Below are 26201 nucleotides of genomic sequence, written 5' to 3'. Positions count from 1 at the left end.
AGGCTCGGGGGAGAATCCTCGCATGGGACACGGTGACGGCAGAGGGCGGATCGTCTCCGACTCGGGCGCGGAGGACACCGGCACGCGTATCCTGCACGTCGACATGGACGCGTTCTATGCGGCCGTCGAGGTGCTGGACGACCCCACGCTCCGGGGTCTGCCGCTGATCATCGGTGCACCGGATGGCCGTTCCGTCGTCTCGAGCGCCTCGTACGAGGCCCGTCGATACGGCGTGCGCGCCGCGATGGCGGTGTCGCAGGCGCTGCGTCTATGTCCGTCCGCGCGCATCGTCCCGCCGCACTTCGCTCGGTACCAGGAGGTATCCCGGCAGGTCATGGCGATCTTCGAGTCGTTCACGCCGCTCGTCGAGCCGCTTTCCGTGGACGAGGCCTTCCTCGATGTGCAGGGCGTGCGGCGTCTGTGGGGGAGCCCGGCGCGCATCGCCGAGCTGATTCGAGAACGTGTGCGCGACGAAGTCGGCATCACGTGCAGCGTGGGCGTCGCGGCGACCAAGCATGTCGCCAAGATGGCTTCGACGATCGCCAAGCCCGACGGGATGCTCATCGTCGCAGGCGACGACACGCTCGACTTCCTCGCGCCTCGGCCGGTACGTGCGATGTGGGGAGTGGGACCGAAAGCTGCGGAGGCGCTCGAAGCACGCGGTATCCGCACGGTGCAGGACGTCCGCGACGCGCCGACGGAGATGATCGATCGTGCCGTCGGAGCCGCGCTCGGGGCCCGCCTCAGACAACTCGCCCGCGGAGAAGACCCTCGAGCCGTCGATACGGAGCGAGTGGAGAAGAGCATCGGCCATGAGGAGACCTTCGACACGGACATCCTGGACCGGCCGTTCCTCCGTGCCGAACTGTTGCGTCTGGCCGACCGGGTCGCGGTCCGGCTTCGACGCGCCGGCTGGGAGGCGTCGACCGTCGCGATCAAGATCCGATTCGACGACTTCCGCACCGTGAACAGATCCCATACTCTGACGGAGCCCACGGCAGTCGGACAGCGGATCGGCGAGGCAGCACAGACGCTCTTCGAGCAGATCGACCGACGCGACCCCGTCCGTCTCGTGGGGGTTCGGGCAGAGAATCTGCGACCTGCCGGTGGCGCGGGAATGGCACTCTGGGACGACGACGAGGACTGGCGCAAGGTCGAAGGCGCGGTCGATGAAGCCATGGCCCGTTTCGGTTCGGCGACGATCAGCCGCGCACGGCACATCGGACGCGGTGAAGGGCGAGGCGCGGCCCAACACCCCAAGGCGCACGGCGTGGATTGATCCCACACGCTCGGCGTTCCTCGACTACCGTGGGCTTATGCCGAACATTGCACTGGAACTCGGAAAGCAAGCTGCGTCCTTCGGCGTGAAGAGCGCGTATGGAGAGCCGCAGGACGTGGATGGGGTGAGCATCACGCCGGTCGCGTTCACCTATTCGGGATTCGGCGGCGGGAGTGGGGACGGCGCCGAAGGCGGTGGAGGCGGGGGTGTTTCCGTCCCGGTCGGTGTCTACGTGCGGCGTGAAGAGGGCCTGCGCTTCGAGCCCAACATCGTCACGCTGCTCGTCGTGGCCGTCCCATTCGTCTGGGTCGCCGGACGAGCGTTCGCACGCATCATCCGTGCCCTCAAGAAGTGACGACCCGGTCGCGGCAGCACTCGAGCATGCGGCGACCCTGATCGCGCAGGACATCCGATCACTGGCTGCGGCCAACCCGGTCGTCCTCATCGACGGCGGCAGCGGTGCCGGCAAGTCCTCCCTCGCTGCGCGGCTCGTGCGGCGCTGGCCTGTGCTCGGCCACGTGCAGCTCGTGGCGCTCGACTCGATCTACCCGGGCTGGGACGGGCTCGATCAGGGCTCGGAACGCGCTCTCGAGTGGATTCTGCGCCCGCACGGGCGGGGGTACCTGGGGACCTGGCGGCGCTGGGACTGGGAAGCGGAGACCGAAGCCGAGAGCCACGCCGTCGACCCTGCTCTCGGGGTGATCGTCGAGGGCAGCGGGATCCTGCGGCCGTCGACCGCCGGCCTCGCCGACGTCCGGATCTGGGTCGAATCGACGGAAGAATCCCGGAAGAGGCGCGCGCTCGCCCGTGATGGCGAGACCTACCGCCCGCATTGGGACCGATGGGCGGCTCAGGAGCGACGCCACATCGAACGAGACGACCCACGCGCGCTCGCGACGCGCATCTTCGAGGTCCCGTAGCGGTCAGTCGATCGTAAGTCCTTCGGCCTCATCCGCGGCGTGGATCAGCAGATCCAGGCGATAACCCAGCCAGTCGTAGATGCCGTGGCGATCGTCTCCGCCGGGGTCCTCGTCGGAGGTGATGCCCAGTCGGGTGGCGATGACGAGGCGGATGGCAGTGAGCGTGCGCAGCCAGGCGTCGATGCTCTCTATGGACACGGACACCTCTCGCGTCGTGAGAGCCGTGTCCTCCGTGAGCGCGTCGGAGTCCGGGGGCAGTGTGCCGAGAGCCGACCGTACGATGCGGGCGTCGGCGAGGCGACGGTCGAGAAGATCGTCTCTCGTCGCTACGCTGAACTCCGCCGCCGCGTCCGAGTCCTCCGGATACGGGGTCGGAGTCAGCCGATCGACGGCGGGGTCAGCGATGTCCCGGGAATCGGTGACGAGTTCCACGAAGTCGTCCACCAGTCGCGCGAGGTGGAACGCCTCGATCAACGTCATCTCCTGAAGGATGCGCTCAGCGGTCACGATGCCGCCTTCCGGACTGTCGCCCAGAGCCCGAAGTCGTGCATCGCCTGGGCATGGACCTCCATCGTCTCTCTGGGGCCGGTCGCGACCACCGCATGGCCTTCGTGGTGGACGGCGAGCATGAGTGCGGTGGCATGGTCGATCGAGTAGCCGAAGTACGTCCGGAACACGCGCACCACGTAGCTCATGAGATTCACCGGGTCGTTCCAGACGACGACCTGCCACGGCTCGAGGGGAGCGGCGCGAAGATCGGTGGTCTCGTCGAGCTCGGGAAGCGCAGCCGGTGTCGTCATGCCCATCCCATCTCATGCAGCTGCTCGTCGTCGATGCCGTAGAAGTGGGCGATCTCGTGCACCAGCGTGGTGTGGATCTCATCGCGGAGTTCGTCTTCGGAATCACACTGTGCCAGGTGCGGGTCACGGTAGACCACGATGCGGTCGGGGAGCTCGCCCATGCCGTACTGGGTGCGCTCGGTGAGGGCCAGACCGTCGTAGAGACCGAGAAGATCGAGGCTGCCGTCCTCGGGGCGATCTTCGACGACGAACACGATGTTCTCCAGCCCCTCGACCATGTCATCGGGGAGCCGGTCGAGCTCGTCGATCACGAGCTCTTCGAAGGCGTCGGCGTTCATCTCCATCGCATCCAGCCTAGAGGCGGTAGCCGCCCGGCGCCCGCTCAGTGCACGACGACGAGGACTCCGGCGACGGCGATGAACAGCGTTCCGAAGACCACGTTGAGTACACGTTGTCCACGCGCGGACGCCGTCAGACGTCGGAAGGGCCGTGCGGCAGCAGCGAAGAACCCCCACATGACGATCACGTCGATCACGACCACGGTGGCGATCAAGGTGAGGTACTGGGGGAGTGGCGGTTCATCGAGACGCACGAACTGGGGGATGAACGCCAGGAAGAAGACGATCGCCTTGGGGTTCAAGAGGTTCACCCAGAACCCCCGTCGGATCATCGACCAGTGGCTCTCACGGAGGTCGATCGGGGCCGGGGCGTCGACATCGACGTTGACCGCAGCGGGCCGGGCGAGCAGGAGCCGTACCCCGAGGAAGACGAGGTAGGCGGCTCCGGCATAGCGGATGGCGTTGAAAAGGAGTTCCGAGCGTGAGACCAGGAGACCGACGCCGGCAGCGACGATCGCCACGTGGACGACCAGAGCGATCTGCTGGCCGATGATGCCCCAGATCGAGCGCCGCCACCCTTGGCTCATGGCGTTGGACATGGTGTTGATGGCGCCCGCACCGGGCGTGAGGCTGATCACGACGGACGCGGTCAGCAACGAGAACCAGACCGCGAGTGACACGAGGTCAGTTTAGAGCTTCGGGGTGACGTGCCCGGCTTGTTCACGAGGGGACGAAGAAGGCCCGGATCATCCGACCCGGGCCTTCTTCCTGAGGGTGAGTAACGGGACTCGAACCCGCGACATCCGGCACCACAAGCCAGCGCTCTACCAGCTGAGCTATACCCACCATGCGCCCACCGGAGCGGGCAACCATACGAGTCTATTACATGTTCGGAGTGAACTCTGACACCGTGCGCGTCGAGATCTCTCGTGCTTCGTCGCTGGACGGTCCCGGCTCATCGACGAAGACCGCTTCGCGGTAGTAACGGAGCTCTCGGATCGACTCCAGGATGTCAGCGAGCGCACGGTGCCCGCCGTCTTTCGTCGGCGCTTGGAAGAACACACGCGGGTACCAGCGTCGCGAGAGCTCTTTGACGCTGGACACATCGACGTTCCGGTAGTGCAACCACTGGTCGACCTGTGGCATGTACTTGGCGAGGAACATCCGGTCTGTCCCGATCGTGTTGCCGGCGAGCGGCGCTTTGCGCTCCAGCGGTACGAAGCGCTTGATGTAGGCGAGGGTCTGCGATTCGGCCTCCTCCACGGAGACACCGCCGGCGATCTCATTGATCAGGCCGGAGGTCTCATGCATCTTCGTGACGAAGTCGTTCATGTGCGCGAGAGCGTCCGCGCTGGGGCAAATCACCACCTGGAAGCCGGGATCGACAGGGTTGAGCTCGAAGTCGGTGATGACGACGGCTATCTCGACGAGCTCATCGACCGCCAGATCGAGTCCCGTCATCTCGCAGTCGATCCATACGAGACGGTCGTTCTCGGACGCAGTTACCATGCGGCCATCCTATCGACGGGCCCGACATCGCTGACGTGGCGGGCTTCGTGCAAGGCCGCACGACCGCGATACTCTATACGCGTGCGCCTCCGTAGCTCAGGGGATAGAGCAGGAGCCTTCTAATCTCTTGGTCGCAGGTTCGAATCCTGCCGGGGGCACTTCGACTGCGTCAGCCTGAGTTGTCGGCAGGTGTGGTCCGTGTCTCACGAGTGGCGGAGCGCAGCGACGGCGTCGTCCACATTCCAGAACTCGCCGACGACGCGAAAAGAGCTCGTGGCCAGATGCAGGCGCTCGGCGCGATACCGGAGCCCGAGCGGATCGGCCGTGATCCTGAGATGCCCCAGGACGTGCTCCCTCCGATCCTGCACGCGCCAGAGGTGATCTGCGGCACGCACGAGGTGCTCACGGCTGGAAGAGAGCCGAGGTGTTGCGTACGGAACGTCGGGGAGGGCAGTGATCAGGTTGTCGGACATCGGAACTCCTTTCGCTCCTTCGAAGATATGACCGACCTCCGACATTCGATCTCCGCTCCGACACGCGGCCTGATCGGCCCTTTCTGCACTGACAGGCACGGGCCGCGATCGGTGCACGTTTCGCGTGATTCCGAGCTATCGAGTCGTGGTTGCGGATGCAGGCTGGAGACCCGGACGACACGCGTCCGGTCACCGGAAGGACAGGACATGATCGACACGCTGACCATCGTGGGAAGAGTCGCCACGGATCCGACGCAGGGGCAGACGGGCGGCGGTGTACCCGTGACGAACTTCCGTCTCGCGAGCACCCACCGGCGGTTCGACCCGGCGACGCAGGAGTGGACGGATTCCGGGACGAACTGGTTCTCCGTCGCGGCGTTCCGGCAGCTCGGTGAGAACGTGAGGGCCTCACTGCGCACCGGCGACAGCGTGATCGTCACCGGACGATTGAAGATCCGCGAGTGGGAGAGCAACGGCAAGCACGGCACGAGTGTCGATATCGAGGCCGATGCGATCGGACACGATCTGCGTTGGGGGACGACGGCGTATCGACCGCGCGCCCGCCCGACCGCGGAGCCGGGCCTGCACGCTATCCACAGCGACCGGTCCACGTCGCCGGCCGAAGACCGTCGAGACGACGAGTCCGTCGGCGGCGAGGAGATGACTCCGCTCGGTCTCTCCTGGACGGAGTCGAGCGCCACGACAGAAGCGGTGCGGTGAGCTCGCCCGCGACTCCCACGGCGACGCGGGATCTCCGTGACGCACCGAGGCGCTTCGACAGGAGCCGTAGACTCGGCACGTGATTCGTCGAACGGTCTTCTCACCGGCGCGCACGGCCGGCGTGCTGGCTTCGGTCGCTGCCGTCCTCCTGTTCGCCGGTTGCGCGCCGACACCTGAGCCTTCCGCCTCTCCGACGGCACAGGTGTCGGCGGGCCCCACGCCCGTTCCCGAACCGGCACTGGTTCCCGATGGCACGGCAGAAGAGAACCTTCCTGTCTTCACGGCGGTCGCTGAGCGCGTGTGGGTGACCGATCAGCGTGGTTCCGGCCGCGCATACGTGGATGCCCTGGTCGAGGCCGGCTTCGATCGTGACGCCATGCAGGTGACTCAGGACCAGACGACGGTGGGCAATCCGGCGGAGAGCCTTCAGTTCTCCGTGCGATGGGGTGATGAAGCCTGCTTGGTCGGACAAGTCGGACCGTCCACGGGTCAGGTCGTCGCGACCGTGATGCCGCAACTCGCCGAGGGGCGGTGTCTCGTGGGCACCACTCGCCCGATCGACTGGTGACAGGCCGAGGGGCCGGTAGGCTGGGGTGTCGATCTTCGACGCCAACAGAAGGAGCGGTTTTCGGTGGCTGAGTACATCTACTCGATGGTGCGTGCGCGCAAGGCGGTGGGCGAGAAGCTCATCCTCGACGACGTGACCATGGCGTTCCTGCCCGGAGCAAAGATCGGCATGGTGGGTCCGAACGGCGCCGGAAAGTCCACGATCCTCAAGATCATGGCCGGTCTCGACACCCCCTCGAACGGTGAGGCGAAGCTCTCCCCGGGTTATTCGGTGGGCATTCTGATGCAGGAGCCGGAACTCGACGAGTCGAAGACGGTGATCGAGAACATCCAGGACGGGATCGCCATCAAGGCGAAGCTCGACCGGTTCAACGAGATCTCCGCGCTGATGGCCGAGCCCGATGCCGACTTCGATGCCCTCCTCGCCGAGATGGGCACCTTGCAGGAAGAGATCGATGCCGCCGACGGGTGGGACCTCGACTCCCAGCTCGATCAGGCTATGGATGCGCTGCGCACTCCTCCCGCCGACGCCGCGATCGCCCCGCTCTCCGGTGGTGAGAAGCGCCGTGTCGCGCTGGCGAAGCTGCTCCTGCAGAAGCCCGACCTCCTGCTCCTCGACGAGCCCACGAACCACCTCGATGCCGAGAGCGTGCTCTGGCTCGAGCAGCACCTGCAGGCGTACAAGGGCGCGGTGATCGCGATCACCCACGACCGGTACTTCCTCGACCACGTCGCCGAGTGGATCGCCGAGGTCGACCGCGGTCGTCTCATCGGCTACGAGGGCAACTACTCGACCTACCTGGAGAAGAAGGGCGAGCGCCTCGAGATCCAGGGCAAGAAGGACGCGAAGCTCGCCAAGCGCCTCAAGGAGGAGCTGGAGTGGGTGCGGTCCAGCGCCAAGGGTCGTCAGACCAAGTCGAAGGCTCGCCTGGCTCGCTACGAGGAGATGGCCTCGGAGGCGGAGCGCACCAGAAAGCTCGACTTCGAGGAGATCCAGATCCCGGCGGGTCCGCGTCTCGGCACGGTCGTCATCGAGGCGAAGAACCTCAAGAAGGGATTCGACGGGCGTTCACTCATCGACGGGCTGAGTTTCAGCCTTCCGCCGAACGGCATCGTCGGCGTGATCGGACCGAACGGTGTGGGAAAGACCACGCTCTTCAAGACGATCGTGGGACTCGAGCCGCTCGACGGTGGTGACCTGAAGATCGGTGAGACGGTCAAGATCAGCTACGTCGACCAGTCTCGCGCCAACATCGATCCGAACAAGACGCTGTGGGAGGTCGTGTCCGACGGCCTGGACTTCATCACCGTCGGCAAGACGGAGATCCCTTCGCGTGCCTACGTCTCGAAGTTCGGCTTCAAGGGGCCCGATCAGCAGAAGAAGGCCGGCGTTCTCTCTGGCGGTGAGCGCAACCGTCTGAACCTCGCTCTTACGCTCAAGGAAGGTGGCAACCTGCTGCTGCTCGACGAGCCGACCAACGACCTCGACGTCGAGACGCTGAGCTCGCTCGAGAACGCTCTGCTCGAGTTCCCCGGATGCGCCGTGGTGATCACTCACGACCGGTGGTTCCTCGACCGCATCGCGACCCACATCCTGGCGTACGAGGGCACCGACGAGAAGCCCGACCAGTGGTACTGGTTCGAGGGCAACTTCGAGGCCTATGAGGAGAACAAGATCGAGCGCCTCGGACCGGACGCCGCGAAGCCGCACCGGTCGACGCACCGCAAGCTGACGCGCGACTGAGACCGCGATGTCTACGTCGCCGGGGACCCGCCTGCACATCCCGATCCAGCTTCGCTGGGGGGATCTGGACGCCTTCAACCACGTGAACAACACCTCGATGCTGAAACTGCTCGAGGAGGCTCGCGTGCGGGCATTCTGGCGGGCGGGTCCCGGCGAAGAGGCGCCGTCCACGGCGGTGCTCGATTCCGGCATCGACGAGGGCATCCTGACCCTCATCGCCCGCCAGGAGATCGAGTATCTCGCACCGGTGCCGTATCAGCGCCGACCTCTCGAAGTCCAGATGTGGTTCGGCAAGCTCGGCGGCTCCAGCGTCGAAGTCTGCTACGAAGTCCACAACGACCCCACCGCCGCGCCCCGACAGGTCTACGCGCGGTCGACCGCGATCATCGTGCTCGTCGATGCGCAGACCGGGCGCCCGACCCGGCTCACCCCGGAGATGCGTGACGCCTGGGAGCCCTACGTGGGTGCATCTATCGAGTACTCCCACCGCTGAGGCCGGAGGAACAGCGCGAGGACGGCGCGGCGTCAGGAAGCGTCTTCAGGGACGCGAATCATGATCTCCTGCGCGACGCTCGCCGCAAGAGAACCATCGCGTGTGTAGATCCGTCCGGTGGCGAGCCCGCGGCCGCCCCGGGCGTTCGGGGACTCCTGGACATACAGCAGCCACTCATCCACACGGGCGGGACGGTGCCACCACATCGCGTGGTCCAGGCTCGCGACCTTCAACCCGGGCAACGCCCAGTACACGCCGTGCGCGCGGAGGATCGACTCCTGGATCGTCATGTCGCTGAGGTAGGCGAGCGCGGCACGGTGCAGGCGCTGATCGTCGGGGAGTGGTGCACGCAGACGCATCCACACCGCCTGGCGCGCGACACGCTGGTCGTCACTCGGCAGATACAGCGGAGAGTCGACGTGCCGGATGTCGGCAGCGCGTTCGCTCAACATGCGCGTGGTGCCCTCGGGAAGGCCGTGAACGCGCTCCTCGTCCGGCGTGAGCTCCTCCGGGGAAGGGATGCCCTCCGGCATCGGCTGGGCATGCTCCACACCGGGATCACCGTCTTGGAACGACGCGATCATCGAGAAGATCGGCACACCGTTCTGATAGGCCTGCGCCCTCCGGGTCGAGAAGGAACGGCCGTCGTGGATCCGATCGACGGCGATCGTGATTCCCTGACTCGCGTCGCCGGGGCGCAGGAAATAGCCGTGCATCGAGTGCACAGCCCGGTCTTCGGGAAGTGTGCGTTCGGCGGCGAGGAGCGCTTGCGCGAGGACTTGACCGCCGTAGATGCGTCCGCTCGGCATGGGATGCGACGAACCCGTGAAGATGTCCTCCGTGGTCCGTGCCTGCGTCGCATCGAGATCGAGGATCTCACGCAGCCGCTCGACGGTCCGGACGGCATGGTCCTCCGCGCTCATATGTTCCTTCCCCGCGACCGCACACGCCGCTCCGTTGGTAGTTTAGAACGCGTGCCGCATCACCTCCTCCTCGCCGACCCGGACACCGCGAAGGATGTCCTCACTTTCGTCGGTCGAGCGACCCGGATCACGGACGACGGGGTGCGGCTGCAGGCAGCGAACGGCGTCCTCGCGCTGACCACCGCCGCGCTGGCGCCGCACGGTCTCTTCGACCAGACTCCGACGATCCTCGCCATGCGTATCGTGCATGCTGACCCTGAACTCCGCTGCGATGTCGTCGTGGATCAGCTCACCACGACGGACGAGCAGGCCCAGCTCGCGTTCCCGGACACGGGACTCTCGCCTGCGTGGGCCGGCGTCGCACCGCCCCGCTCCGGATGGGAGCGGACCTCCGCGCTCCCGGCCTCGACGATTGCGCAGCGCGCGCAGTGGGGGATCTCCGCGGTGGCTCGGGGCGCGGGTGCAGGATCGGGCGAGGAGGCCGTCCGGGCGCTTCGCGCAGCGATCTGGGGTGAACCGGATGAGGACCTCGGCGGACTGCCGCGTGGTATCGCCTTCGCCGCCGACGCCATGGGTTTCATCTCCGGGGACGAACAGGTGCCCGTCACCCGGTCCGGTCGGTGGAGCCGGCTGTCCTTCCGCCGCGGTCATGTCCTGGTGCGAGGGCCGATCGCCTCCGGACTCACGGGCGTCCGCGACACGGGCTCCGCAGGCTGAGACGTCGACGGCGACACGCGCGGCAGACCCGAGGATCAGCTCCCGGCTGCGGCCGCACGTCCGGCTGCACGACCGCTGAAGAGACAGCCGCCCAGGAACGTGCCTTCGAGTGCACGATAGCCATGGACCCCGCCTCCGCCGAAGCCACTCGCCTCGCCTGCGGCGAACAACCCGGGGATCGGTGCGCCCTGAGCGTTCAATGCGCGACCGTCGAGATCGGTGTTGATGCCGCCGAGCGACTTCCGCGTGAGGACGTGCAGTTTCACCGCGATGAGCGGGCCGGCGCTGCGCTCTTGCAGTCGATGAGGTGCGGCGGTGCGGATGAGCTTGTCGCCGCGATAGTTCCGCATGGATCGCAGCATCGCGATCTGTGCGTCCTTGGTGAAGTCGTTCTCCACTTCACGATCCCGGGCGACCACCTCCTTGCGCACGGCGTCGATGTCGAGCAGCTCTCCGCCGGGATGGCGCTGCATCTGCTCCAGGAGTGATTCGAGATCGTTCTCGACGATGAAGTCCTCGCCCTCGTCGAGGAACGACTGCACGGGACCTGTCGGACCCTTCGCGAGCCGTGAACGGAGCAGCAGCCCGACATCCTTGCCCGTCAGGTCGGGATTCTGCTCGCTCCCGGACAGCGCGAACTCCTTCTCGACGATCTGCCGCGACGTGACGAACCAGGAGTGGTCGTGCCCTGTCGAGCGCAGATGCTCGAGGGTGCCCAAGGTGTCGAAACCCGGGTAGAGCGGAACCGGCAGACGTCGTCCGGTGGCATCCAACCAGAGCGACGAGGGCCCCGGGAGGATGCGGATGCCGTGAGAGGGCCACACCGGGTCCCAGTTCGTGATGCCTTCGACGTAGTGCCACATCCGGTCACCGTTGATCAGCCGCGCGCCCGCCGCTTCGCTCACGCCGTGCATCGATCCATCGACGTAGGCCGGCACGCCGGAGAGCATGTGCGCGGGCGGCGCGCCGAGCCTCGACGGCCACGCGGCGCGGACGAGGTCGTGGTTGCCACCGATGCCGCCCGAGGAGACGATCGTGGCACCCGCTGAGATCTCGAACTCCCTGATGACCTCGCGGGTGGTCGGCTCACCCCGCTCCGCACCGCTCGACGCGAGGATGCTGCCGCGCGCCCCCGTCACCGTGCGGTCCGTCACGATCAGTTCCGACACGCGGTGTCGAGGAAGCACGGTCAGGCGCCCCTCACGTTCGCCCTGTTCCACGGCAGCGGCGAACGGTGCCACGATTCCGGGTCCGGTTCCCCAGGTGATGTGGAACCGCGGCACGGAGTTGCCTGGGCCGATCGCGCCGTATCCGCCTCGTTCCGCCCACCCCACGACCGGGAAGAAGCCGACGCCGCGTTCACGCAGCCAGGAGCGCTTCTCACCGGCCGCGAACTGCAGGTATGCCTCGGCCCAGCGCCGTGGCCATTCATCCTCCGGGCGGTCGAAGGCGGCATTGCCGAACCAGTCCTGCGTCGCGAGCTCGAGCGAGTCCTCGATACCGAGACGCCTCTGCTCGGGGGAGTCGATGAAGAACAGGCCGCCGAAAGACCACCAGGCCTGACCGCCCAGATTGGTGCGCGGCTCCTGATCGATCAGGATGACACGTCGCCCCGCATCCAGGGCCTCTGCGGCGGCGACGAGGCCGGACAACCCCCATCCGATCACCAGGACATCCGTGGACAGGGGCGTTGTCGTCATGAGTTCTCCGTTGATTCCTGACGTGAGCGGGTCTCGAGCGTGGGACGGTCGCCGGCTGCGGCGCCGATGCCCGATGGCTCGAATGTGTTCACCATGGCATAGGCGGCGCGCTCCAGGTAGTCCCACAGCGTCGATTCGTGCAGGGGGGACAACTGCGCCTCGTCGACGGCGGTCCTCATATGACGAAGCCAACGATCCCGGGCGTCCGGGTCGATGTGGAACGGCATGTGGCGCATCCGGAGCCGGGGATGCCCCCGGGTCTCCCCATAGGTCGTCGGTCCGCCCCAGTACTGCTCGAGGAAGAGGCGGAGCCGATCCTCTGCGGGCCCCAGATCCTCCTCGGGGTACATCGGCTTCAGCACGGGATCGAGTGCGACCTCACGGTAGAACACGGAGACGATCCTGCGGAAGGTCTCGTGACCCCCGACCTCGTCGTAGAACGTCACTTCGGGGTACTCCCGTCTTCGGTGGGCTTCTTGCGCCGCCAGATCCCGCGATCGGGGATGACGGGAACGCCGGTGACGGCGTTCGGGCGCGTCCTGGGCGGGTTCGCGCCTCGCACGCGGCGTGCGCCGTCGAGGCCGGTGGGGACGACATCGGCCATCCGCGGGACGCTGATCTCCTTCTCGAGGAGGGCCGCGCGCAGGCGGCGGCGCAGTTCTTGCGCCACATCGTCCTTCGCGTTGGCTCGGGCCTTGATCACGATGCGGACGACGAGCGCGTCGCCGTCGATGGATTCGAGGCCCCACAGCTCGGGCTTCTCGATGATGCGGGTGCGCCACTTCGGGTCTTTCGCGAGTCCCTGTGCCGTCTCCAGCATGGTGTGTTCGACCAGGTCGAGGTCGGAGTCTGCAGGAACACCGATGTCGATGATCGATCGCGCCCAGCCCTGAGACATGTTCCCGATGCGGGTGACCTCTCCGTTTCGCACGTACCAGAGGGTGCCGTTGACGTCGCGCACCTGAGTGATCCGCACGCTGACGTACTCCACGACCCCGCTCGCCAGGCCGAGGTCGACCACGTCACCGATACCGATCTGGTCTTCGGCCACGATGAACATGCCGTTGAGCACGTCTTTCACGATGTTCTGGGCGCCGAAGCCCAATCCGGCACCCACGGCGGCCGTGAGGAGCGTCAGGGAGCCGAGGAGCGACGAGTTCAGTGCATTGACGATGAGCACGATCGCGATGACGACCAGCATCACGTTGACGATGTTCTGCAGGATCGTGCCGAGTGTCCTGGTGCGCTGCACTAGTCGCATGTCTGCGAGCGGAGAGCGCTCGAGAGCTTGCGTGTCGTCGACCGAGGCTTTGTTCTTGGCGCTGTCGACGATGCGACGCACGACCCGTCGGATGATGAGACGGAGTACCAGGCCGATCACGATGCAGCTGCCGATGATGAGCGCGACGGTGAGCGCGTTCATGCCGACCTGCGTCAGCCAGGCGAGGAGCGCCTTCACCCAATCGGGGAGGGGAATCTCCGCGGGTGAGTCGGTGTCGGCGAAGGGGAGGATCATCAGTGAAGATCCTAGCGATCGGGGCTCTGCGTGGGCTGGGTGCGCGCGCCAGACGAAAACGGAGACCATCCGTCCCCCTGTCGCCGTGTCGGTGAGGGACACGCCGAGTGCGGGACGGATGGTCTCCGTTTCGGATGCGTCGGGGATCAGTCCTCGGCGTCGCGCGCCTGCGCGGCCAGCGCGCGCTCCACATCCGCCAGGTTCTCGAGCACGAGTCGGCGCAGCGCCGGCGCCGCGTCCTGGTGGGCGGAGAGCCAGGCGCGGGTCGCGTCGCGTAGCGCGATGTCGGCCAGCGCCGTCGGGAAGAGTCCGACGATCAGGTACTGCGCGATCTGATAGCTGCGCGACTCCCACACCGGGAGCAGCATGTCGAAGTACGCGGGGACGAACTCGGCGAGCACCGCCGTACCTGCCGGATGCGTGAACCCGAGCGCCGCAGAGCGGACGATCGTGTTCGGAGCGTCGTCACGCTCGATCAGCGATGCCCACGCCGCCTTCTTGGACGCCGAGTCGGGAAGGGACGCGCGTGCCTGCGCGGCGAACTCTCCGCCCTTGGCCGTGTTGTCCGAAGCGAGGGCGGCATCGATCGTCGCGGCATCCGTGGCACCGATCGTGGCGAGGCCGACGAGGAGCTGCCAGTTCAGGTCCGCGTCGACCTCCAATCCGGGCAGGGTGTCCTCTCCGGATCGCAGTCGTCCGACGATGCCTGCGTGCTCCGGGGTGACCAGGGCGTTCGCGAACGCGGTGACGAACTGCAGCTGGCTGTCGCTGCCGGGCTCCGCTGCCTCTGCGAGGCTCCACAGGCCGTCGGCGACCTTGAGGCGGGCAGCCTCGCGATCAGCGGGCGCGACGTACAGCGTCGCGGCGGAGCGGAGCTGAGCGAGCGTGGTGCGCACGGTCGTCGACTCGGTCTCGCGGCCGATGTTGCCGAGCACGAGGTCGATGTACTCCGATGCGCCGGTCTCGGCGTCGCGGGTCTGGTCCCAGGCGGCACCCCACACGAGCGAACGTGCGAGGGGGTCGTGGATGTCGGCCAGGTGAGCAATCGCCGTCGCGAGCGACTTCTCGTCGAGACGGATCTTCGCGTAGGCGAGGTCGTTGTCGTTCAGGAGGACGAGGTCCGGTCGGGCGAGGCCGTGCAGCTCGGGCACTTCGGTGCGGTCGCCGTCGACATCGACCTCGAGGTGATGCGTGCGGGTGAGCGAGCCGTCGGTCAGCGTGTAGAAGCCGATACCGAGGCGGTGAGGACGGATCGTCGGGTAGTCCGCGGGCGCGGTCTGGGTGATGGCGAAGCGGGAGATCGTGCCGTCGTCACCCTCGGCGATGACCGGCTCGAGCGTGTTGACGCCGGCGGTCTCGAGCCACTTCTTCGACCACGTGCTCAGGTCGCGGCCGCTCGTGGCTTCGAGCTCCGACAGCAGGTCGCTCAGCTCGGTGTTGCCCCAGGAGTGCTTCTGGAAGTACTGGGATACTCCGGCGAAGAAGGCCTCGATGCCCACCCAGGCGGCGAGCTGCTTGAGGACGGAGCCGCCCTTGGCGTAGGTGATGCCGTCGAAGTTGACCTGCACGTCTTCCAGGTCGTTGATCTCGGCGACGATCGGGTGCGTCGAAGGAAGCTGGTCCTGGCGGTACGCCCAGGTCTTCTCCATGGCGTTGAAAGTCGTCCATGCCTCGGTCCACTCGGTGGCCTCGGCCGTCGCGATGGTCGAGGCCCACTCGGCGAAGGACTCGTTGAGCCAGAGGTCGTTCCACCACTTCATGGTGACGAGGTCCCCGAACCACATGTGCGCGAGTTCGTGGAGGATCGTGACGACCCGGCGCTCCTTGACGGCGTCGGTCACCTTGCTGCGGAACACGTAGGTCTCGGTGAACGTGACCGCTCCCGCGTTCTCCATCGCGCCGGCGTTGAACTCCGGCACGAACAGCTGGTCGTACTTGGCGAACGGGTACGGGACGCCGAACTTCGATTCGAAGTAGGCGAAGCCCTCGCGGGTCTTGTCGAAGATGTAGTCGGCGTCGAGATGCTGCCACAGGCTCTTGCGGCCGTACACGCCCAGCGGGATGACGCGGCCGGACGCACTCGTGAGCTCCGAGAAGGTCGACTCGTAGGGCCCGGCGACGAGGGCGGTGATGTAGGACGAGATCCGAGGGGTCGGCTCGAAGCCCCAGGTCGCGGTGACGTCGTCGTCGTGCACGATGGCTTCCGGCGTGGGGGAGTTGGAGATGACCTTCCATGCCGCCGGAGCGGTGACGGTGAACTGGAAGGTCGCCTTGAGGTCGGGCTGCTCGAAGACCGCGAACACACGACGTGAATCGGGGACCTCGAACTGCGAGTAGAGGTAGACCTCCCCATCGACGGGATCGACGAAGCGGTGCAGGCCCTCCCCGGTGTTCGTGTAGAGGCAATCGGCATCGACCACGAGGACGTTCTCGGCCTGGAGCCCCGTGAGCGTGATGCGCGAGTCGGCGAAGACCTCGCTCGGGTCGAGCTGCTCGCCGTTGAGGGAGATCTCACGCACATCCCGGGCGATGAGATCGATGAAGGTGAAGCTCTCGGGCGTCGCGGTGAAGCGCACGACACTGCGAGAGCCGAAGACCTCGGCGCCCTTTGTCAGATCGAGGGCGACTTCATAGGACTGCGTGTCGATGACGTCGCGGCGCTCCTGCGCTTCGATACGGGTGAGGTTCTCTCCAGGCACAGCTGTACTCCCAGGGGTGAGGGGATGTCACCGGGGCTTGGCGCAGTTGGCGCCGACGGCAACCATGACAGCCTACGCCAGAGCGGCGAATGTCCACCCGCATCGAGGTGGACGCTCCTACGCGGCGGAGGTGAAAGGATGGAGTCGTGACTGCGACCGAGCCGAATGCTGTTCCCTTTGCCTCGCCCGGTGCCGCCGATGGTGCACCGTACGTGACCACGCCCGTGGCCTATGACGCGATCCTCCTCGCGGGGTTCGGGGGCCCCGAGGGGCAGGAGGACGTGATCCCGTTCCTGCGGAATGTGACCCGGGGAAGAGGAATCCCCGACGAGCGGCTCGAAGAGGTCGCGCACCACTACCGTCATTTCGGTGGAGTGAGCCCGATCAACGGGCAGAATCGCGTGCTCAAGGAGGCCCTCCAGAAGGCCCTCGTCGAGCGCGGCATCGATCTCCCGGTCTACTGGGGCAACCGGAACTGGGCTCCGTATCTCGAGGAGGTCGTGAGCGAGGCCTCCGTCAACGGACACAACTCCCTGCTCGCCTTCGCGACGAGCGCCTACAGCTCCTTCTCCAGCTGCCGCCAGTACCGCGAGGACTTCGCTCGCGTGCTGGAGGAGACGGGTCTGGGAGAAACGGTCACGATCGACAAGATCCGTCCGTTCTACGATCACCCGGGCTTCGTCGAGGCCTTCGAGACCGGAGTGCGCGATGCGGTCGAGGGTTTCCTCGCCGAGGGCGCCGCGGCCACCGACATCCAGATCCTGTTCTCCACCCACAGCATCCCGACGGCCGACGCGGAACGCTCCGGAGCCCGCGACATCGAGTGGGGTGAGGGCGGCGCCTACGCCGCGCAGCACCTGGCCGTGGCCGCCTGGGTGATGGACCGTGTCCGCCAGACGGTACCCGGTGCGGAGGACGTGTCGTGGGAGCTCGTGTACCAGTCGCGGTCCGGGCCCGCCTCGCAGCCGTGGCTCGAGCCCGACGTGTGCGACGTCATCGCCGAGCTGCCGAGCCGCGGGCGCAAAGCCGTCGCGGTGGTCCCCGTCGGCTTCATGAGCGATCACATGGAGGTTCTCTGGGACCTTGACACCGAGGCGGCCGAAGCCGCGGAGGAAGCGGGCCTGTCGTTCACCCGCACTCCCACCCCGGGTGTGTCACCTGCGTTCGTCGCGGGCATCGTCGACCTGATCGAGGAGCGTCTTGAGGGCCGTCCCAACGAGGACCGACCCCACGTGACGTCGCTTCCCGGGGCGTTCGACGTGTGCCGTCCCGGCTGCTGCGAGAACGTGCGCGCGGGCTTCAAGCCGGCAGCCGCAGGCCTCGTTCCCTGACATCCCGATCGCGATCCGGCACTTCTAGGATGGGAGCCATGCGCATCCACATCGCCACCGACCACGCGGGCCTCGACTTCTCCACCCAGCTCCAGGATCATCTGCGCGCTGCGGGCCATGAGGTCGTCGATCACGGGCCGATCGAGTACGACGCCGTCGACGACTACCCCGCATTCTGCATCCGCGCCGCGCAGGCGGTCGTCGCCGATCAGCGTGCGGGTGTCGATGCGCTCGGCGTGGTGTTCGGCGGCTCCGGGAACGGGGAGCAGATCGCTGCGAACAAGGTCGGTGGAATCCGCGCGGCCCTCGTGTGGAATCTGTCGACCGCGGAGCTCGCCCGGGAGCACAACGACGCCAACGTGATCTCGATCGGTGCGCGGCAGCACTCCTACGAGGAGGTCACGTCGTTCATCGACCGGTTCATCGAGACGCCGTTCTCCGGTGACGAGCGCCATGTCCGTCGCATCGGTCAGATCGCGGACTTCGAGCGCGACGGCTCGCTTCTCCCGGACCCCCGGGCCTGACATGCCCGAGGGGCATTCCGTCCACCGGATCGCGCGGCAGTTCGATCGGAATTTCGTCGGTAAGACGCTGAGTGCATCGAGCCCGCAGGGACGATTCGCCGAGGGAGCCGCGGTCCTCGACGGGCGGGCGGCGGTGAGCGTGCAGGCCGTCGGGAAGCAGATGTTCCTGGAGGCGGAGGGGGACATCTGGCTACGGGTGCACCTCGGTCTCTACGGGGCCTGGGACTTCGCGGGCGAAATCCTCGTCGACCCGACCATCGCGTCGGCGAACGGTCGGATGGGGCAGACGAACCAGCGGGGAACCGTCCTGGATGAACCGATCCTGGACGACGCGGGGGAGAACTCGCTGGCGTCGATCGGAGCACCTCGTCGCACGCGGGTCCACGTGCGCATGTCGGAGCAGACCAAGGGGCTCGCGGACGAGGGGCTGGAATGGCCGCCTCCGGTCGTCGGGCAGGTGCGTCTGCGCCTCATGACGGACATCACCGCCGCGGACCTGCGCGGACCGACCGCCTGCGTGCTGCAGTCGCCGGAGGAGATGCTCGCCACGATCGCGAAGCTCGGTCCCGACCCGCTGGTCGGCGATCCGGTGGAGAACGAGGAGCGTTTCGTTCGTGCCGTGCGGAAGAAGTCGACGGTCATCGCGCTGCTGCTGATGGACCAGTCGGTCGTGAGCGGTATCGGCAACGTCTACCGTGCCGAGATGCTCTATCGCCAGCGGTTGAATCCGCACACGCCGGGGCGAGACGTTCCGGAGGAGATCGTCCGGGCGCTCTGGCACGACTGGGTGCGTCTGCTCGCCATCGGCGTCGAGACCGGGCAGATGATGACCATGGACGGTCTCACCGGCGAGGACTATCGGGCGGCGATGGCCAACCGCGACGATCGGCACTGGGTGTACCACCGGGCGGGGCTTCCTTGCCGGATCTGCGGTACCGAGATCGCTCTCGAGGAGATCGGCGCGCGCAAGCTCTACTGGTGCCCGCGCTGCCAGGCGTGAGGTCGGTTCCCCGGACACGCGGGTGGGGGTCCGCTCCGGTCCACTTCCTGTGAATATGGTGACAGCGTCGAATACGCCGACACCGACAGGAGCCGACATGGATCTCACCAACCTCCAGACAGTTCTCGAGACCGTGAGCGGATTCATCTGGGGACCGTTCTTCCTCATCCCGTTGCTGCTGGGCACGGGTCTGTACCTCACCATCCGATTGGGAGGCCTGCAGTTCGTTCGGCTCGGCTCGGCGCTGCGACTCGGACTCTTCACGCGCAACGACCCCGGCGCCGATGGGGACATCTCCCAGTTCCAGGCCCTCACGACGGCCCTCGCCGCCACGGTCGGCACGGGGAACATCGTCGGCGTCGCGACGGCGATCGGCATCGGCGGTCCTGGCGCTCTCTTCTGGATGTGGATCACCGGGCTGCTCGGCATGGCGTCGAAGTACTCCGAGGCGTTCCTCGGCGTGCGCTTCCGCAAGACCGACGATGCGGGGGAGAAGTCCGGTGGGCCCCAGTACTACCTCGAGCGCGGTATCCGGGGTCCCTTCGGCAAGGTCCTGGCGCTCTCCTTCGCCGTGTTCGCGGTGATCGCCTGCTTCGGCATCGGCAACATGACGCAGGGCAACTCGATCGCGCAGAACCTCCAGGCGAGTTTCGACGTGCCGACCTGGGTGACGGGCATCGTCCTCACCGCGTTCGCCCTGGTGGTCCTGGTGGGCGGCATCAAGTCCATCGGGCGTGTGACAGCAGGTCTGGTGCCGATCATGATCATCTTCTACGTGCTCGGCGCCCTCTACATCCTCATCGCGAACGTGGGGGCGATCCCTGCCGCGTTCGCCCAGATCTTCTCCGAGGCGTTCACCGGCACCAGCGCTGTGGGCGGTTTCGCGGGGTCCGCGATCATCATCGCCGTTCAGTTCGGTGTCGCACGCGGCATCTTCTCGAACGAGTCCGGAATGGGATCCGCGGCGATCGCCGCGGCGGCAGCGAAGACCAGCCACCCGGTGCGGCAGGGTCTCGTGTCGATGACGCAGACGTTCATCGACACGATCATCGTCGTCACGTGCACCGGCCTGGTCATCATCTCGACCGGCACGTGGAAGGAGATCGACCCTGAGACGGGCGAGCAGTTGAGTCCCGCTCTCATGACCGGGGCGGCGTTCTCCCACGGACTCCCCGGGGACTGGGGACACATCATCGTGACACTGGGGCTGGTGATGTTCGCCGGGTCGACCATCCTGGGATGGTCCTACTACGGGGAGCGCAACGTCGAGCGACTCATCGGCCGACGCGCCGTCATGCCCTTCCGGATCATCTTCTCGCTCGTCGTGTTCATCGGGTGCACCGTGCAGCTCGGCGTCGTGTGGGCCTTCTCGGACGCGATGAACGGCCTGATGGCGCTGCCCAACCTGATCGGTCTCCTGCTCCTCTCCGGCCTGGTGGCGAGGGAGACCAAGAAGTACCTCGACAACGATCCGAAGCTGCGCGCGGATCGCGCGCAGATCGATGCCTTCATGGCCGGTACTCCGGGGTGGGAGGAGTGGAAGACGCAGGCGATCCCTGTGGTGGGGCGCCGTCGACGCTGACGCGGCGAGTGGCCCGATGTCGCGGCTCTAGGCTATTGGCATGCGACAGAACCCCAGCTTCACCCTGGCGGATGTCGACGAGATCCGCCGTGTGATCGACGCCCATCCGTGGGCCACGATCATAAGCGCGGGTGAGGGCGGACTCGTCGCTTCCCACTATGCGGTGCTCCTCGACGAGGGGCGCGATGACTTGACGATCGTCGGGCATGTCGGACGGCCGGACGATCTCATCCACGGCATGGGGGAGCGTGAGCTGCTCGTCGTCTTCCAAGGGCCGCACGGATACGTGTCACCGGGGTGGTACGGCGATGTGCCTGCGGTTCCCACGTGGAACTACACGGCGGTCCACCTCGCGGGCGTTCCTGAGATCCTCGATGCCGAGGAGAACCTCAGGGTGCTCGATCGCCTGGTCGCTCGATTCGAGTCGCGCATGCCGGACCCGAGGCTGATGTGGGAGCGGCCGAACGACGCTGCTTTCGTGGAACGTCTCGCCGCGGGGACGGTGGGCTTCCGGCTCGTGCCGACACGCGTCGTCGCGAAGCGGAAGCTCAGCCAGAACAAGCCTCCGGAAACCATCGAGACGGTGATCGCCGCGCTCGACGCGGAGGGGCCCTACTCGAACCCGGCTCTGGCCGCGGAGATGCGGCGCGCGCAGGACGCACGCCCCGGAGCAGCGCAGTGACCGAACGTGGAACCGCGATCAGCACCGTCCGAGCCGCGCGGATCGCGGGTCCGGGGCGCGAGTTCCTGATCGACGATGAACCGGTCGACATCCACATCGCCGACGGGCGCATCGTCGACATCGCGCCGACCGGAGCCTTGCGTGCGGGGGGAACGGTCATCGATGTCGAAGGCGCATGGGCGTTGCCGGGATTGTGGGACAACCACGTCCACACCGTTCAATGGGCGTTGGCGTCGGAGCGGGCACCGCTCGGGCATGCCCGGTCGGCTGCCGAGGCCGCGCGGGCGATGCGCGATGTCGAACCGCTGGCAGACGGCCGCCGTGTGGGGACCGGCTTCCGTGATGCTCTGTGGCCCGATCGGCCGACGCAGGAAGTCCTCGATGCCGAGACCGGCGCGGTGCCGACATATCTCATCAATGCGGACGTCCACAGCGTGTGGCTGAACAGCGCGGCCTTGGCCCGTGAGGGCTTCCGGAGTGCTGATGGGATACTCCGGGAGACGGAGGCGTTCGAGATCTCCCGACGCCTCAACGCCGTTGAGGCCGAGCATGGCGATCGGGCGATGGAGCGTGCCGGACGGCAGGCGGCCGCTCGGGGCGTCACCGGACTCGTCGACTTCGACATGGCGTGGGGCGCGGAGGCGTGGCCTCGCCGAGTTCGGAACGGATTCGCCTCTCATCGCGTCGAGTTCGCCGTCTATCCCTTCGACCTCGATCGGGCCATCGAGGCGGGCCTTCGTACCGGTGACGTCCGTGAGGATGTCGACGTCCCCGAACGCGGGCGTGGGCTTGTGCATGTCGGATCGTTGAAGATGATCACCGACGGCTCGCTGGGTACGCGCACAGCTGCGTGCTCGCACCCCTATCCCGGTGATCCCGACAACTTAGGGATGCTGACCGTGCCGGCCGAGCAGCTGGTCTCCCTGCTGACACGTGCGACGGGGGCGGGGTTGGCTGTCGCCGTGCACGCCATCGGCGATCGTGCCATCACCAACGCCCTGGATGCCTTCACCACGACCGGGGCTGTCGGTTCCATCGAACACGTGCAGTTGGTCCGTCACGCGGACCTGGCGCGGTTCGCGCGCCTCGGAGTGATCGCCAGCCTCCAGCCACAGCATGCCGTCGATGACCGGGATCTGGTGGAGCGGCATTGGGCTGAGCAGACGGCGATCGGATATCCGCTCGCCTCGCTGCACGCGGCCGGGGCGGAGCTGCGGTTCGGCTCGGACGCCCCGGTAGCGGCTCTCGATCCCTGGCATGCGATCTCCGCGGCCGTCTCCCGCACGGACGACGACCGCGCGCCCTGGCACCCCGAGGAGCGGCTCGGTGTCGAGCAAGCCATCGATGCGAGTGTTCGGACCGCGCTGCGCCCCGGCGAGCCGGCGGACATCGTCGTGTGCGGTGCGGATCCGCTCACGGCGAGCGGCGACACGCTGCGGCGGATGCCGATCAGCGCGACCCTGCTGGCGGGAAACGTCACCCACTTCGGATAGTCCGAAGTCGAACGCCGAAAGGGCCGGCCTCCGATGACGGAGGACCGGCCCTTCCGGATGACGGGTCAGGCGGCGATGTGCGAGAGAAGGAACCAGCGGTCCTTCTCGAGGCCGCGCTGGATCTCGATGGCGACGTCCTGGCTCGTGAGGTCGACCTCGTCGAGGCCTTCGACGGCGGCCTTGACATCGACGAGGATCGCATCGATGTCGGAGATGACCGCACGGATCAGCTCGTCGGACTGTGTGAAACCGGCCGGAACCGAGGTGGCTCCCGCCTTGTCGGCGACGGCGCTCACACGGGCGTCGATCGGAAGACCCAGGGCCACGATCCGCTCGGCTGCGGTGTCGGCGAAGTCGCCGGCGTGGGCGACGATGGTGTCCAGCAGCTCGTGGACGCCGACGAAGTTCGCGCCGCGGACGTGCCAGTGGGCCTGCTTGCCGTTGACGGTCAGGGCCTGGAGGCCGAGGACGACGGGGGAGAGGAACTGGGCCGCCCCCGCAGCCACGGTCGGGTCGATGGCGGTGGTGGAAACGGTCTGTGCCTTGCTCATCCTGTGCTCCTCCTGGAACGGTTCTCTTACCTGATGAAGACAACGCTACTCAGGCTCAGACATTCCGCAAGCAAGCTGAGGCTCGGCTCACTTCCCTGTCATTCCGCGGATCTGAGGGTAGTCTCGCCTCATGACCATCGCCGTGGAAGCCTCCCTCCTCGCCCTGCCCAACAGCGCGCCGTCGGTCGATTCCACGGCTTTCGTCGCCGCGGGGGCGCGCATCATCGGAGACGTCTCGCTCGCTGCAGGATCCAGTGTCTGGTACAACGCCGTGCTCCGTGGCGATTCGGCGGAGATCGTCATCGGCCCGGGGTCGAACGTGCAGGACAACGTCTCCGTCCATGTGGACGGCGGACACCCGGTCATCGTCGGTTCGAAGGTGTCGATCGGACACAATGCCGTGGTGCACGGCTGCACGATCGGCGATGGGTCGCTCGTCGGCATGGGGGCGGTGATCCTCAGTGGTGCGGTGATCGGCGAGGGGTGCTTGATCGCCGGTGGGGCGGTCATCCTGGGTGGGACGGAGGTCCCCGCGGGCTCACTGGTGGCCGGTGTGCCTGCGAAGGTCCGCCGCGCGCTCAGCGAGGAGGAGCGTGCGGGCCTGATCAGCAATGCCGACGTCTATCTGGGGCACTCGCAGACGCACTCCGCAGCGACCTCTGTGTGAGCTCTGCATGACCTCGCCGAACGATAGGCTGAGGTGCGTACGGGGCGGTGGCCAAGCTGGTTAAGGCAGTGGGCTCATAACCCAACGATCGCGGGTTCAAGTCCCGCCCGCCCTACTCTTCGCTCCCGAGGTGAGATACCTGCGTTCGTGAGACGAACACGGGCGTGTCCGGGCCGATCCGCCGCTGTCAAGCCCCTCCCGCGCGTGACTCTGCCAAGCCATTCTTCGACGGAGCGGCATCGCGTCGCAGAACGGGAGAAACCATGAGCATCGGCAGCGGAATCGCGCTCTTCGTGATCGGAGCAATCCTCGTCTTCGCGGTGAACGTCGACATCCAATGGGTCGACCTCGACATGGTCGGGTACATCCTCATGGGCGCCGGAGTCGTCATATTCCTGATCGGAATCATCCTCCTCGCCCGTCGTCGTCGGACCGAGACCGTCTCACGCACGTTCGTCGACCCTGCGACCGGGGAACCGACCACTCGCCGCTCCGTCAGTTCGAGTGGCGACGAGGCGGTCTGAGGGTGGACTGGTGGTTCCGGGTGGTCGAGCCATCCGGGACCGTCAGTCGGCAGAGCCGCTCTCGAGGTGCTCCTCCACGAGGAGGATCCCTCCACTGGAGCTGGCGGAGTGAGCGAGGTCTTCGATCCACTTCCGGCTCAGTTCCGGGGACTCGGGCTCCTGGAACACGAACCGGAGTGGGATCGAGGGGTGCAGCCACAGGGTCGAGCGTCCGGGTGCATCCCCTTCCGGGTGTCGCCACGAGAGGGTGAAGCTCTCGTTGCGGCGGAGTTTGGTGGCGATGACGACCTTCAGGTGCGCGAGCGCGCGGTCGTCGATCTGGATCGGTGTCTGGGCGTCGCCGTAGTAGAGACTGCCCATCAGCGGGCGGAGGTTTCGATGTCAGAGCGGATCTGGATCATGGGGACTCCTCGACGGTGTGCGCGACAGACCGGGAGGGTGCTCCGGGTACTTGAACTCTAACCACACGGCGGCGAAGCAACGGGGGCGGGAGATCGACTCGCCGTCGGATACGAAAAGATTGTTCGCCCCGTGTCACGGCCCCGTGAGCGACGGCGTGCTGCCGTACGCCTCACGGTAGGCGGCACTGAACCGCGAGGAGTTGCTGAAGCCCCAGCGACGGGAGATCTCCGTGATGGAGCGACCGTTGCCCGCGTGGAGATCGCGACGGGCGCCGTCGAGACGTGCGCGGCGTAGCGCTTCCGCAGGAGTGATGTCGAGAGCCCGACGGAATGCGTACTGCAGGCCCCTCGTCGAGATGAACGACGCCGCGGCGACATCGTCGATGGTGATCGCACGATGCGCGTTCTCGTCGATGTACGCGAGCGCCCTCCGGACGGCTGCCGGTGCCGCGGCGCGCTGGGCAGGGCGATCGAGATACTCGGAGAACGTCGTCGGGAAGGTGGCGAGGGTCATCATCAGGACGTGTCGTTCGAGCTCGGCGATCAGGAGCGGCTCTGCGGCGTCGTCGTCGAGGGCTCCCTCGACATAGGAGAAAGCCCTCTCCCAGCGCTGCGCGGCGACGGCGGAGGGGGGAGCGAATCCCGTGGTGCGCAGCTTTCGTCCGTCGACCCCCGTGATCTGTGCAGCGCGGGTCTCCGCGGCGGCGCGATCGATGACGAACGCGCGGACTCGTGCAGCGCGATCCCATCTCGCCTCGACGCGGGTGCCGTCCGAGATCCACGGTCGCCCCGGGTCGAGCGAGTGGCGAGCGGACCAGACTCTGGCGTCGGGTGCGTCGACACGGCACACCAGCAACTGGTCCTGCGGTTCGGCGAGGGAGTGGATCTGTGCGGCGAGTCGGTAGTTCACGACGGCGACGCTGTCGAGGGTTTCGGAATACCAGTCGAAGCGGAAGTGGCGAGGGTCGGCGTTCTGCAGCGACGACGAGGGGACGAACTGGTGCCACGTGGACTCCACCTGTGCGATGTCGGTGGATGTGAACTGCAT

General features: G+C 66.8%; 30 protein-coding genes and 3 tRNA genes. 18 read left to right on the top strand and 15 right to left on the bottom strand.

Annotated features, from left to right (window positions below; genetic code table 11):
* Window positions 1–22: 22 nt before the first annotated feature.
* The 3 genes from dinB to LVJ59_RS02600 are packed head-to-tail and all read left to right on the top strand — an operon-like array spanning window position 23 to window position 2199.
* Window positions 23–1279: a DNA polymerase IV gene (gene dinB, locus LVJ59_RS02610; protein WP_232761892.1), complete on the top strand. Its 1257-nt coding sequence runs from the start codon at window positions 23–25 to the stop codon at window positions 1277–1279.
* Between the two features lie 37 nt (window positions 1280–1316).
* Window positions 1317–1634 carry a hypothetical protein gene (locus LVJ59_RS02605; protein ID WP_047523330.1) on the top strand — a complete coding sequence of 106 codons (318 nt, stop codon included), beginning with the start codon at window positions 1317–1319 and terminating at the stop codon, window positions 1632–1634.
* Window positions 1618–2199 (top strand): hypothetical protein, encoded by a 582-nt coding sequence (locus tag LVJ59_RS02600; RefSeq protein ID WP_232761891.1) that lies wholly within the window; start codon window positions 1618–1620, stop codon window positions 2197–2199. Before LVJ59_RS02605 ends, LVJ59_RS02600 begins: the two co-directional genes overlap by 17 nt.
* Before the next feature lie 3 nt (window positions 2200–2202).
* Here LVJ59_RS02600 and LVJ59_RS02595 read toward each other — a convergent pair whose 3' ends face one another.
* The 6 genes from LVJ59_RS02595 to orn form a co-directional block, all read right to left on the bottom strand.
* Complete coding sequence (locus LVJ59_RS02595; protein ID WP_232761890.1) at window positions 2203–2706, bottom strand: DUF2017 family protein; 504 nt, start codon at window positions 2704–2706, stop codon at window positions 2203–2205.
* Window positions 2703–2999, bottom strand: coding sequence for an ATP-dependent Clp protease adapter ClpS (clpS, locus tag LVJ59_RS02590; RefSeq protein WP_232761889.1), 297 nt, complete (start codon window positions 2997–2999; stop codon window positions 2703–2705). The genes LVJ59_RS02595 and clpS overlap by 4 nt, the downstream gene beginning before the upstream one ends.
* Entirely contained in the window at window positions 2996–3343 is a 348-nt protein-coding gene (locus LVJ59_RS02585; RefSeq protein WP_047523326.1) for a metallopeptidase family protein, read from the bottom strand. The genes clpS and LVJ59_RS02585 overlap by 4 nt, the downstream gene beginning before the upstream one ends.
* Window positions 3344–3381: 38 nt before the next feature.
* Complete coding sequence (locus LVJ59_RS02580) at window positions 3382–4017, bottom strand: LysE family transporter (protein WP_232761888.1); 636 nt, start codon at window positions 4015–4017, stop codon at window positions 3382–3384.
* 93 nt (window positions 4018–4110) lie between these two features.
* A tRNA-His gene (locus LVJ59_RS02575) sits at window positions 4111–4183 on the bottom strand.
* A gap of 36 nt (window positions 4184–4219) precedes the next feature.
* Window positions 4220–4846, bottom strand: a complete 627-nt coding sequence (gene orn, locus LVJ59_RS02570; protein ID WP_232761887.1) for an oligoribonuclease — start codon at window positions 4844–4846, stop codon at window positions 4220–4222.
* Between the two features lie 85 nt (window positions 4847–4931).
* Between orn and LVJ59_RS02565 the strand changes: the two genes are divergently transcribed.
* Window positions 4932–5004: transfer RNA gene (locus LVJ59_RS02565), tRNA-Arg, on the top strand.
* Window positions 5005–5049: 45 nt separating this feature from the next.
* On the opposite strand, the gene LVJ59_RS02560 is transcribed toward LVJ59_RS02565, so the two are convergent.
* A complete protein-coding gene (locus tag LVJ59_RS02560) occupies window positions 5050–5319 on the bottom strand; it encodes a hypothetical protein (protein WP_232761886.1) in 270 nt (89 codons plus the stop codon).
* Window positions 5320–5526: 207 nt separating this feature from the next.
* Here LVJ59_RS02560 and LVJ59_RS02555 point away from each other — a divergent pair, with 207 nt between their 5' ends.
* From LVJ59_RS02555 to LVJ59_RS02540, 4 genes are all read left to right on the top strand, one after another.
* Entirely contained in the window at window positions 5527–6039 is a 513-nt protein-coding gene (locus LVJ59_RS02555; RefSeq protein WP_232761885.1) for a single-stranded DNA-binding protein, read from the top strand.
* 79 nt (window positions 6040–6118) lie between these two features.
* On the top strand, window positions 6119–6607 hold the full coding sequence (locus tag LVJ59_RS02550; RefSeq protein WP_232761884.1) for a hypothetical protein: 489 nt from the start codon (window positions 6119–6121) through the stop codon (window positions 6605–6607).
* A 63-nt stretch (window positions 6608–6670) separates the two neighbouring features.
* Complete coding sequence (gene ettA / locus LVJ59_RS02545) at window positions 6671–8350, top strand: energy-dependent translational throttle protein EttA (protein WP_047523319.1); 1680 nt, start codon at window positions 6671–6673, stop codon at window positions 8348–8350.
* A gap of 7 nt (window positions 8351–8357) precedes the next feature.
* A complete protein-coding gene (locus LVJ59_RS02540) occupies window positions 8358–8843 on the top strand; it encodes a thioesterase family protein (RefSeq protein WP_232761883.1) in 486 nt (161 codons plus the stop codon).
* A gap of 32 nt (window positions 8844–8875) precedes the next feature.
* On the opposite strand, the gene LVJ59_RS02535 is transcribed toward LVJ59_RS02540, so the two are convergent.
* Window positions 8876–9766, bottom strand: coding sequence for an acyl-CoA thioesterase II (locus LVJ59_RS02535; protein WP_131490981.1), 891 nt, complete (start codon window positions 9764–9766; stop codon window positions 8876–8878).
* Between the two features lie 51 nt (window positions 9767–9817).
* Between LVJ59_RS02535 and LVJ59_RS02530 the strand changes: the two genes are divergently transcribed.
* Entirely contained in the window at window positions 9818–10483 is a 666-nt protein-coding gene (locus LVJ59_RS02530; protein ID WP_232761882.1) for a hypothetical protein, read from the top strand.
* Window positions 10484–10518: 35 nt separating this feature from the next.
* Here the strand turns inward: LVJ59_RS02530 and LVJ59_RS02525 are convergent, their stop codons facing one another.
* The 4 genes from LVJ59_RS02525 to pepN all read right to left on the bottom strand — a co-directional run bounded on the left by LVJ59_RS02525 (window position 10519) and on the right by pepN (window position 16398).
* The gene (locus LVJ59_RS02525) at window positions 10519–12183 is read right to left on the bottom strand and encodes an FAD-binding dehydrogenase (protein WP_232761881.1); all 1665 of its coding nucleotides are present in this window, start codon (window positions 12181–12183) and stop codon (window positions 10519–10521) included.
* Entirely contained in the window at window positions 12180–12671 is a 492-nt protein-coding gene (locus tag LVJ59_RS02520) for a globin (RefSeq protein WP_227992075.1), read from the bottom strand. The genes LVJ59_RS02525 and LVJ59_RS02520 overlap by 4 nt, the downstream gene beginning before the upstream one ends.
* Entirely contained in the window at window positions 12626–13699 is a 1074-nt protein-coding gene (locus LVJ59_RS02515; RefSeq protein ID WP_232761880.1) for a mechanosensitive ion channel family protein, read from the bottom strand. The genes LVJ59_RS02520 and LVJ59_RS02515 overlap by 46 nt, the downstream gene beginning before the upstream one ends.
* Before the next feature lie 146 nt (window positions 13700–13845).
* Window positions 13846–16398 carry an aminopeptidase N gene (pepN, locus tag LVJ59_RS02510; RefSeq protein ID WP_153244098.1) on the bottom strand — a complete coding sequence of 851 codons (2553 nt, stop codon included), beginning with the start codon at window positions 16396–16398 and terminating at the stop codon, window positions 13846–13848.
* A gap of 146 nt (window positions 16399–16544) precedes the next feature.
* On the opposite strand from pepN, the gene LVJ59_RS02505 reads away from it, so the two are divergent.
* From LVJ59_RS02505 to LVJ59_RS02480, 6 genes are all read left to right on the top strand, one after another.
* Window positions 16545–17729 (top strand): ferrochelatase, encoded by a 1185-nt coding sequence (locus LVJ59_RS02505; RefSeq protein WP_232761879.1) that lies wholly within the window; start codon window positions 16545–16547, stop codon window positions 17727–17729.
* 38 nt (window positions 17730–17767) lie between these two features.
* The gene (locus tag LVJ59_RS02500) at window positions 17768–18253 is read left to right on the top strand and encodes a ribose-5-phosphate isomerase (protein ID WP_047519663.1); all 486 of its coding nucleotides are present in this window, start codon (window positions 17768–17770) and stop codon (window positions 18251–18253) included.
* A 1-nt stretch (window position 18254) separates the two neighbouring features.
* A complete protein-coding gene (locus LVJ59_RS02495; protein WP_131490989.1) occupies window positions 18255–19253 on the top strand; it encodes an Fpg/Nei family DNA glycosylase in 999 nt (332 codons plus the stop codon).
* A 97-nt stretch (window positions 19254–19350) separates the two neighbouring features.
* Complete coding sequence (locus tag LVJ59_RS02490; RefSeq protein WP_047519659.1) at window positions 19351–20835, top strand: sodium:alanine symporter family protein; 1485 nt, start codon at window positions 19351–19353, stop codon at window positions 20833–20835.
* Between the two features lie 40 nt (window positions 20836–20875).
* Window positions 20876–21517 (top strand): FMN-binding negative transcriptional regulator, encoded by a 642-nt coding sequence (locus LVJ59_RS02485; RefSeq protein ID WP_232761878.1) that lies wholly within the window; start codon window positions 20876–20878, stop codon window positions 21515–21517.
* Complete coding sequence (locus LVJ59_RS02480) at window positions 21514–23010, top strand: amidohydrolase (RefSeq protein WP_232761877.1); 1497 nt, start codon at window positions 21514–21516, stop codon at window positions 23008–23010. The genes LVJ59_RS02485 and LVJ59_RS02480 overlap by 4 nt, the downstream gene beginning before the upstream one ends.
* A gap of 65 nt (window positions 23011–23075) precedes the next feature.
* Here the strand turns inward: LVJ59_RS02480 and LVJ59_RS02475 are convergent, their stop codons facing one another.
* The gene (locus LVJ59_RS02475; protein ID WP_047519653.1) at window positions 23076–23561 is read right to left on the bottom strand and encodes a Dps family protein; all 486 of its coding nucleotides are present in this window, start codon (window positions 23559–23561) and stop codon (window positions 23076–23078) included.
* 130 nt (window positions 23562–23691) lie between these two features.
* On the opposite strand from LVJ59_RS02475, the gene LVJ59_RS02470 reads away from it, so the two are divergent.
* From LVJ59_RS02470 to LVJ59_RS02460, 3 genes are all read left to right on the top strand, one after another.
* Window positions 23692–24228, top strand: coding sequence for a gamma carbonic anhydrase family protein (locus LVJ59_RS02470; protein ID WP_232761876.1), 537 nt, complete (start codon window positions 23692–23694; stop codon window positions 24226–24228).
* Window positions 24229–24269: 41 nt separating this feature from the next.
* Window positions 24270–24343: transfer RNA gene (locus tag LVJ59_RS02465), tRNA-Ile, on the top strand.
* 148 nt (window positions 24344–24491) lie between these two features.
* The gene (locus tag LVJ59_RS02460; RefSeq protein WP_153244104.1) at window positions 24492–24752 is read left to right on the top strand and encodes a DUF6458 family protein; all 261 of its coding nucleotides are present in this window, start codon (window positions 24492–24494) and stop codon (window positions 24750–24752) included.
* Window positions 24753–24794: 42 nt separating this feature from the next.
* On the opposite strand, the gene LVJ59_RS02455 is transcribed toward LVJ59_RS02460, so the two are convergent.
* Window positions 24795–25112 (bottom strand): hypothetical protein, encoded by a 318-nt coding sequence (locus tag LVJ59_RS02455; RefSeq protein ID WP_153244105.1) that lies wholly within the window; start codon window positions 25110–25112, stop codon window positions 24795–24797.
* 174 nt (window positions 25113–25286) lie between these two features.
* Window positions 25287–26201: a helix-turn-helix transcriptional regulator gene (locus LVJ59_RS02450; RefSeq protein WP_232761875.1), complete on the bottom strand. Its 915-nt coding sequence runs from the start codon at window positions 26199–26201 to the stop codon at window positions 25287–25289.

This window comes from Microbacterium sp. KKR3/1 (assembly GCF_021272365.1).
In the GTDB taxonomy this organism is placed as follows: Bacteria; Actinomycetota; Actinomycetes; order Actinomycetales; family Microbacteriaceae; genus Microbacterium; species Microbacterium aurugineum.
This window is presented reverse-complemented; position numbering and strand designations above follow the sequence as displayed.

Excerpts from the sequence above, each read along its gene's own strand:
- dinB (WP_232761892.1), top strand. The coding sequence starts at position 23 with ATGGGACACGGTGACGGCAGAGGGCGGATCGTCTCCGACTCGGGCGCG.
- LVJ59_RS02605 (WP_047523330.1), top strand. The coding sequence starts at position 1,317 with ATGCCGAACATTGCACTGGAACTCGGAAAGCAAGCTGCGTCCTTCGGC.
- clpS (WP_232761889.1), bottom strand. The coding sequence starts at position 2,999 with ATGACGACACCGGCTGCGCTTCCCGAGCTCGACGAGACCACCGATCTT.
- LVJ59_RS02585 (WP_047523326.1), bottom strand. The coding sequence starts at position 3,343 with ATGGAGATGAACGCCGACGCCTTCGAAGAGCTCGTGATCGACGAGCTC.
- orn (WP_232761887.1), bottom strand. The coding sequence starts at position 4,846 with ATGGTAACTGCGTCCGAGAACGACCGTCTCGTATGGATCGACTGCGAG.
- LVJ59_RS02560 (WP_232761886.1), bottom strand. The coding sequence starts at position 5,319 with ATGTCCGACAACCTGATCACTGCCCTCCCCGACGTTCCGTACGCAACA.
- LVJ59_RS02555 (WP_232761885.1), top strand. The coding sequence starts at position 5,527 with ATGATCGACACGCTGACCATCGTGGGAAGAGTCGCCACGGATCCGACG.
- LVJ59_RS02540 (WP_232761883.1), top strand. The coding sequence starts at position 8,358 with ATGTCTACGTCGCCGGGGACCCGCCTGCACATCCCGATCCAGCTTCGC.
- LVJ59_RS02535 (WP_131490981.1), bottom strand. The coding sequence starts at position 9,766 with ATGAGCGCGGAGGACCATGCCGTCCGGACCGTCGAGCGGCTGCGTGAG.
- LVJ59_RS02525 (WP_232761881.1), bottom strand. The coding sequence starts at position 12,183 with ATGACGACAACGCCCCTGTCCACGGATGTCCTGGTGATCGGATGGGGG.
- LVJ59_RS02515 (WP_232761880.1), bottom strand. The coding sequence starts at position 13,699 with ATGATCCTCCCCTTCGCCGACACCGACTCACCCGCGGAGATTCCCCTC.
- LVJ59_RS02500 (WP_047519663.1), top strand. The coding sequence starts at position 17,768 with ATGCGCATCCACATCGCCACCGACCACGCGGGCCTCGACTTCTCCACC.
- LVJ59_RS02495 (WP_131490989.1), top strand. The coding sequence starts at position 18,255 with ATGCCCGAGGGGCATTCCGTCCACCGGATCGCGCGGCAGTTCGATCGG.
- LVJ59_RS02490 (WP_047519659.1), top strand. The coding sequence starts at position 19,351 with ATGGATCTCACCAACCTCCAGACAGTTCTCGAGACCGTGAGCGGATTC.
- LVJ59_RS02485 (WP_232761878.1), top strand. The coding sequence starts at position 20,876 with ATGCGACAGAACCCCAGCTTCACCCTGGCGGATGTCGACGAGATCCGC.
- LVJ59_RS02475 (WP_047519653.1), bottom strand. The coding sequence starts at position 23,561 with ATGAGCAAGGCACAGACCGTTTCCACCACCGCCATCGACCCGACCGTG.
- LVJ59_RS02470 (WP_232761876.1), top strand. The coding sequence starts at position 23,692 with ATGACCATCGCCGTGGAAGCCTCCCTCCTCGCCCTGCCCAACAGCGCG.
- LVJ59_RS02460 (WP_153244104.1), top strand. The coding sequence starts at position 24,492 with ATGAGCATCGGCAGCGGAATCGCGCTCTTCGTGATCGGAGCAATCCTC.
- LVJ59_RS02455 (WP_153244105.1), bottom strand. The coding sequence starts at position 25,112 with ATGGGCAGTCTCTACTACGGCGACGCCCAGACACCGATCCAGATCGAC.
- LVJ59_RS02450 (WP_232761875.1), bottom strand. The coding sequence starts at position 26,201 with ATGCAGTTCACATCCACCGACATCGCACAGGTGGAGTCCACGTGGCAC.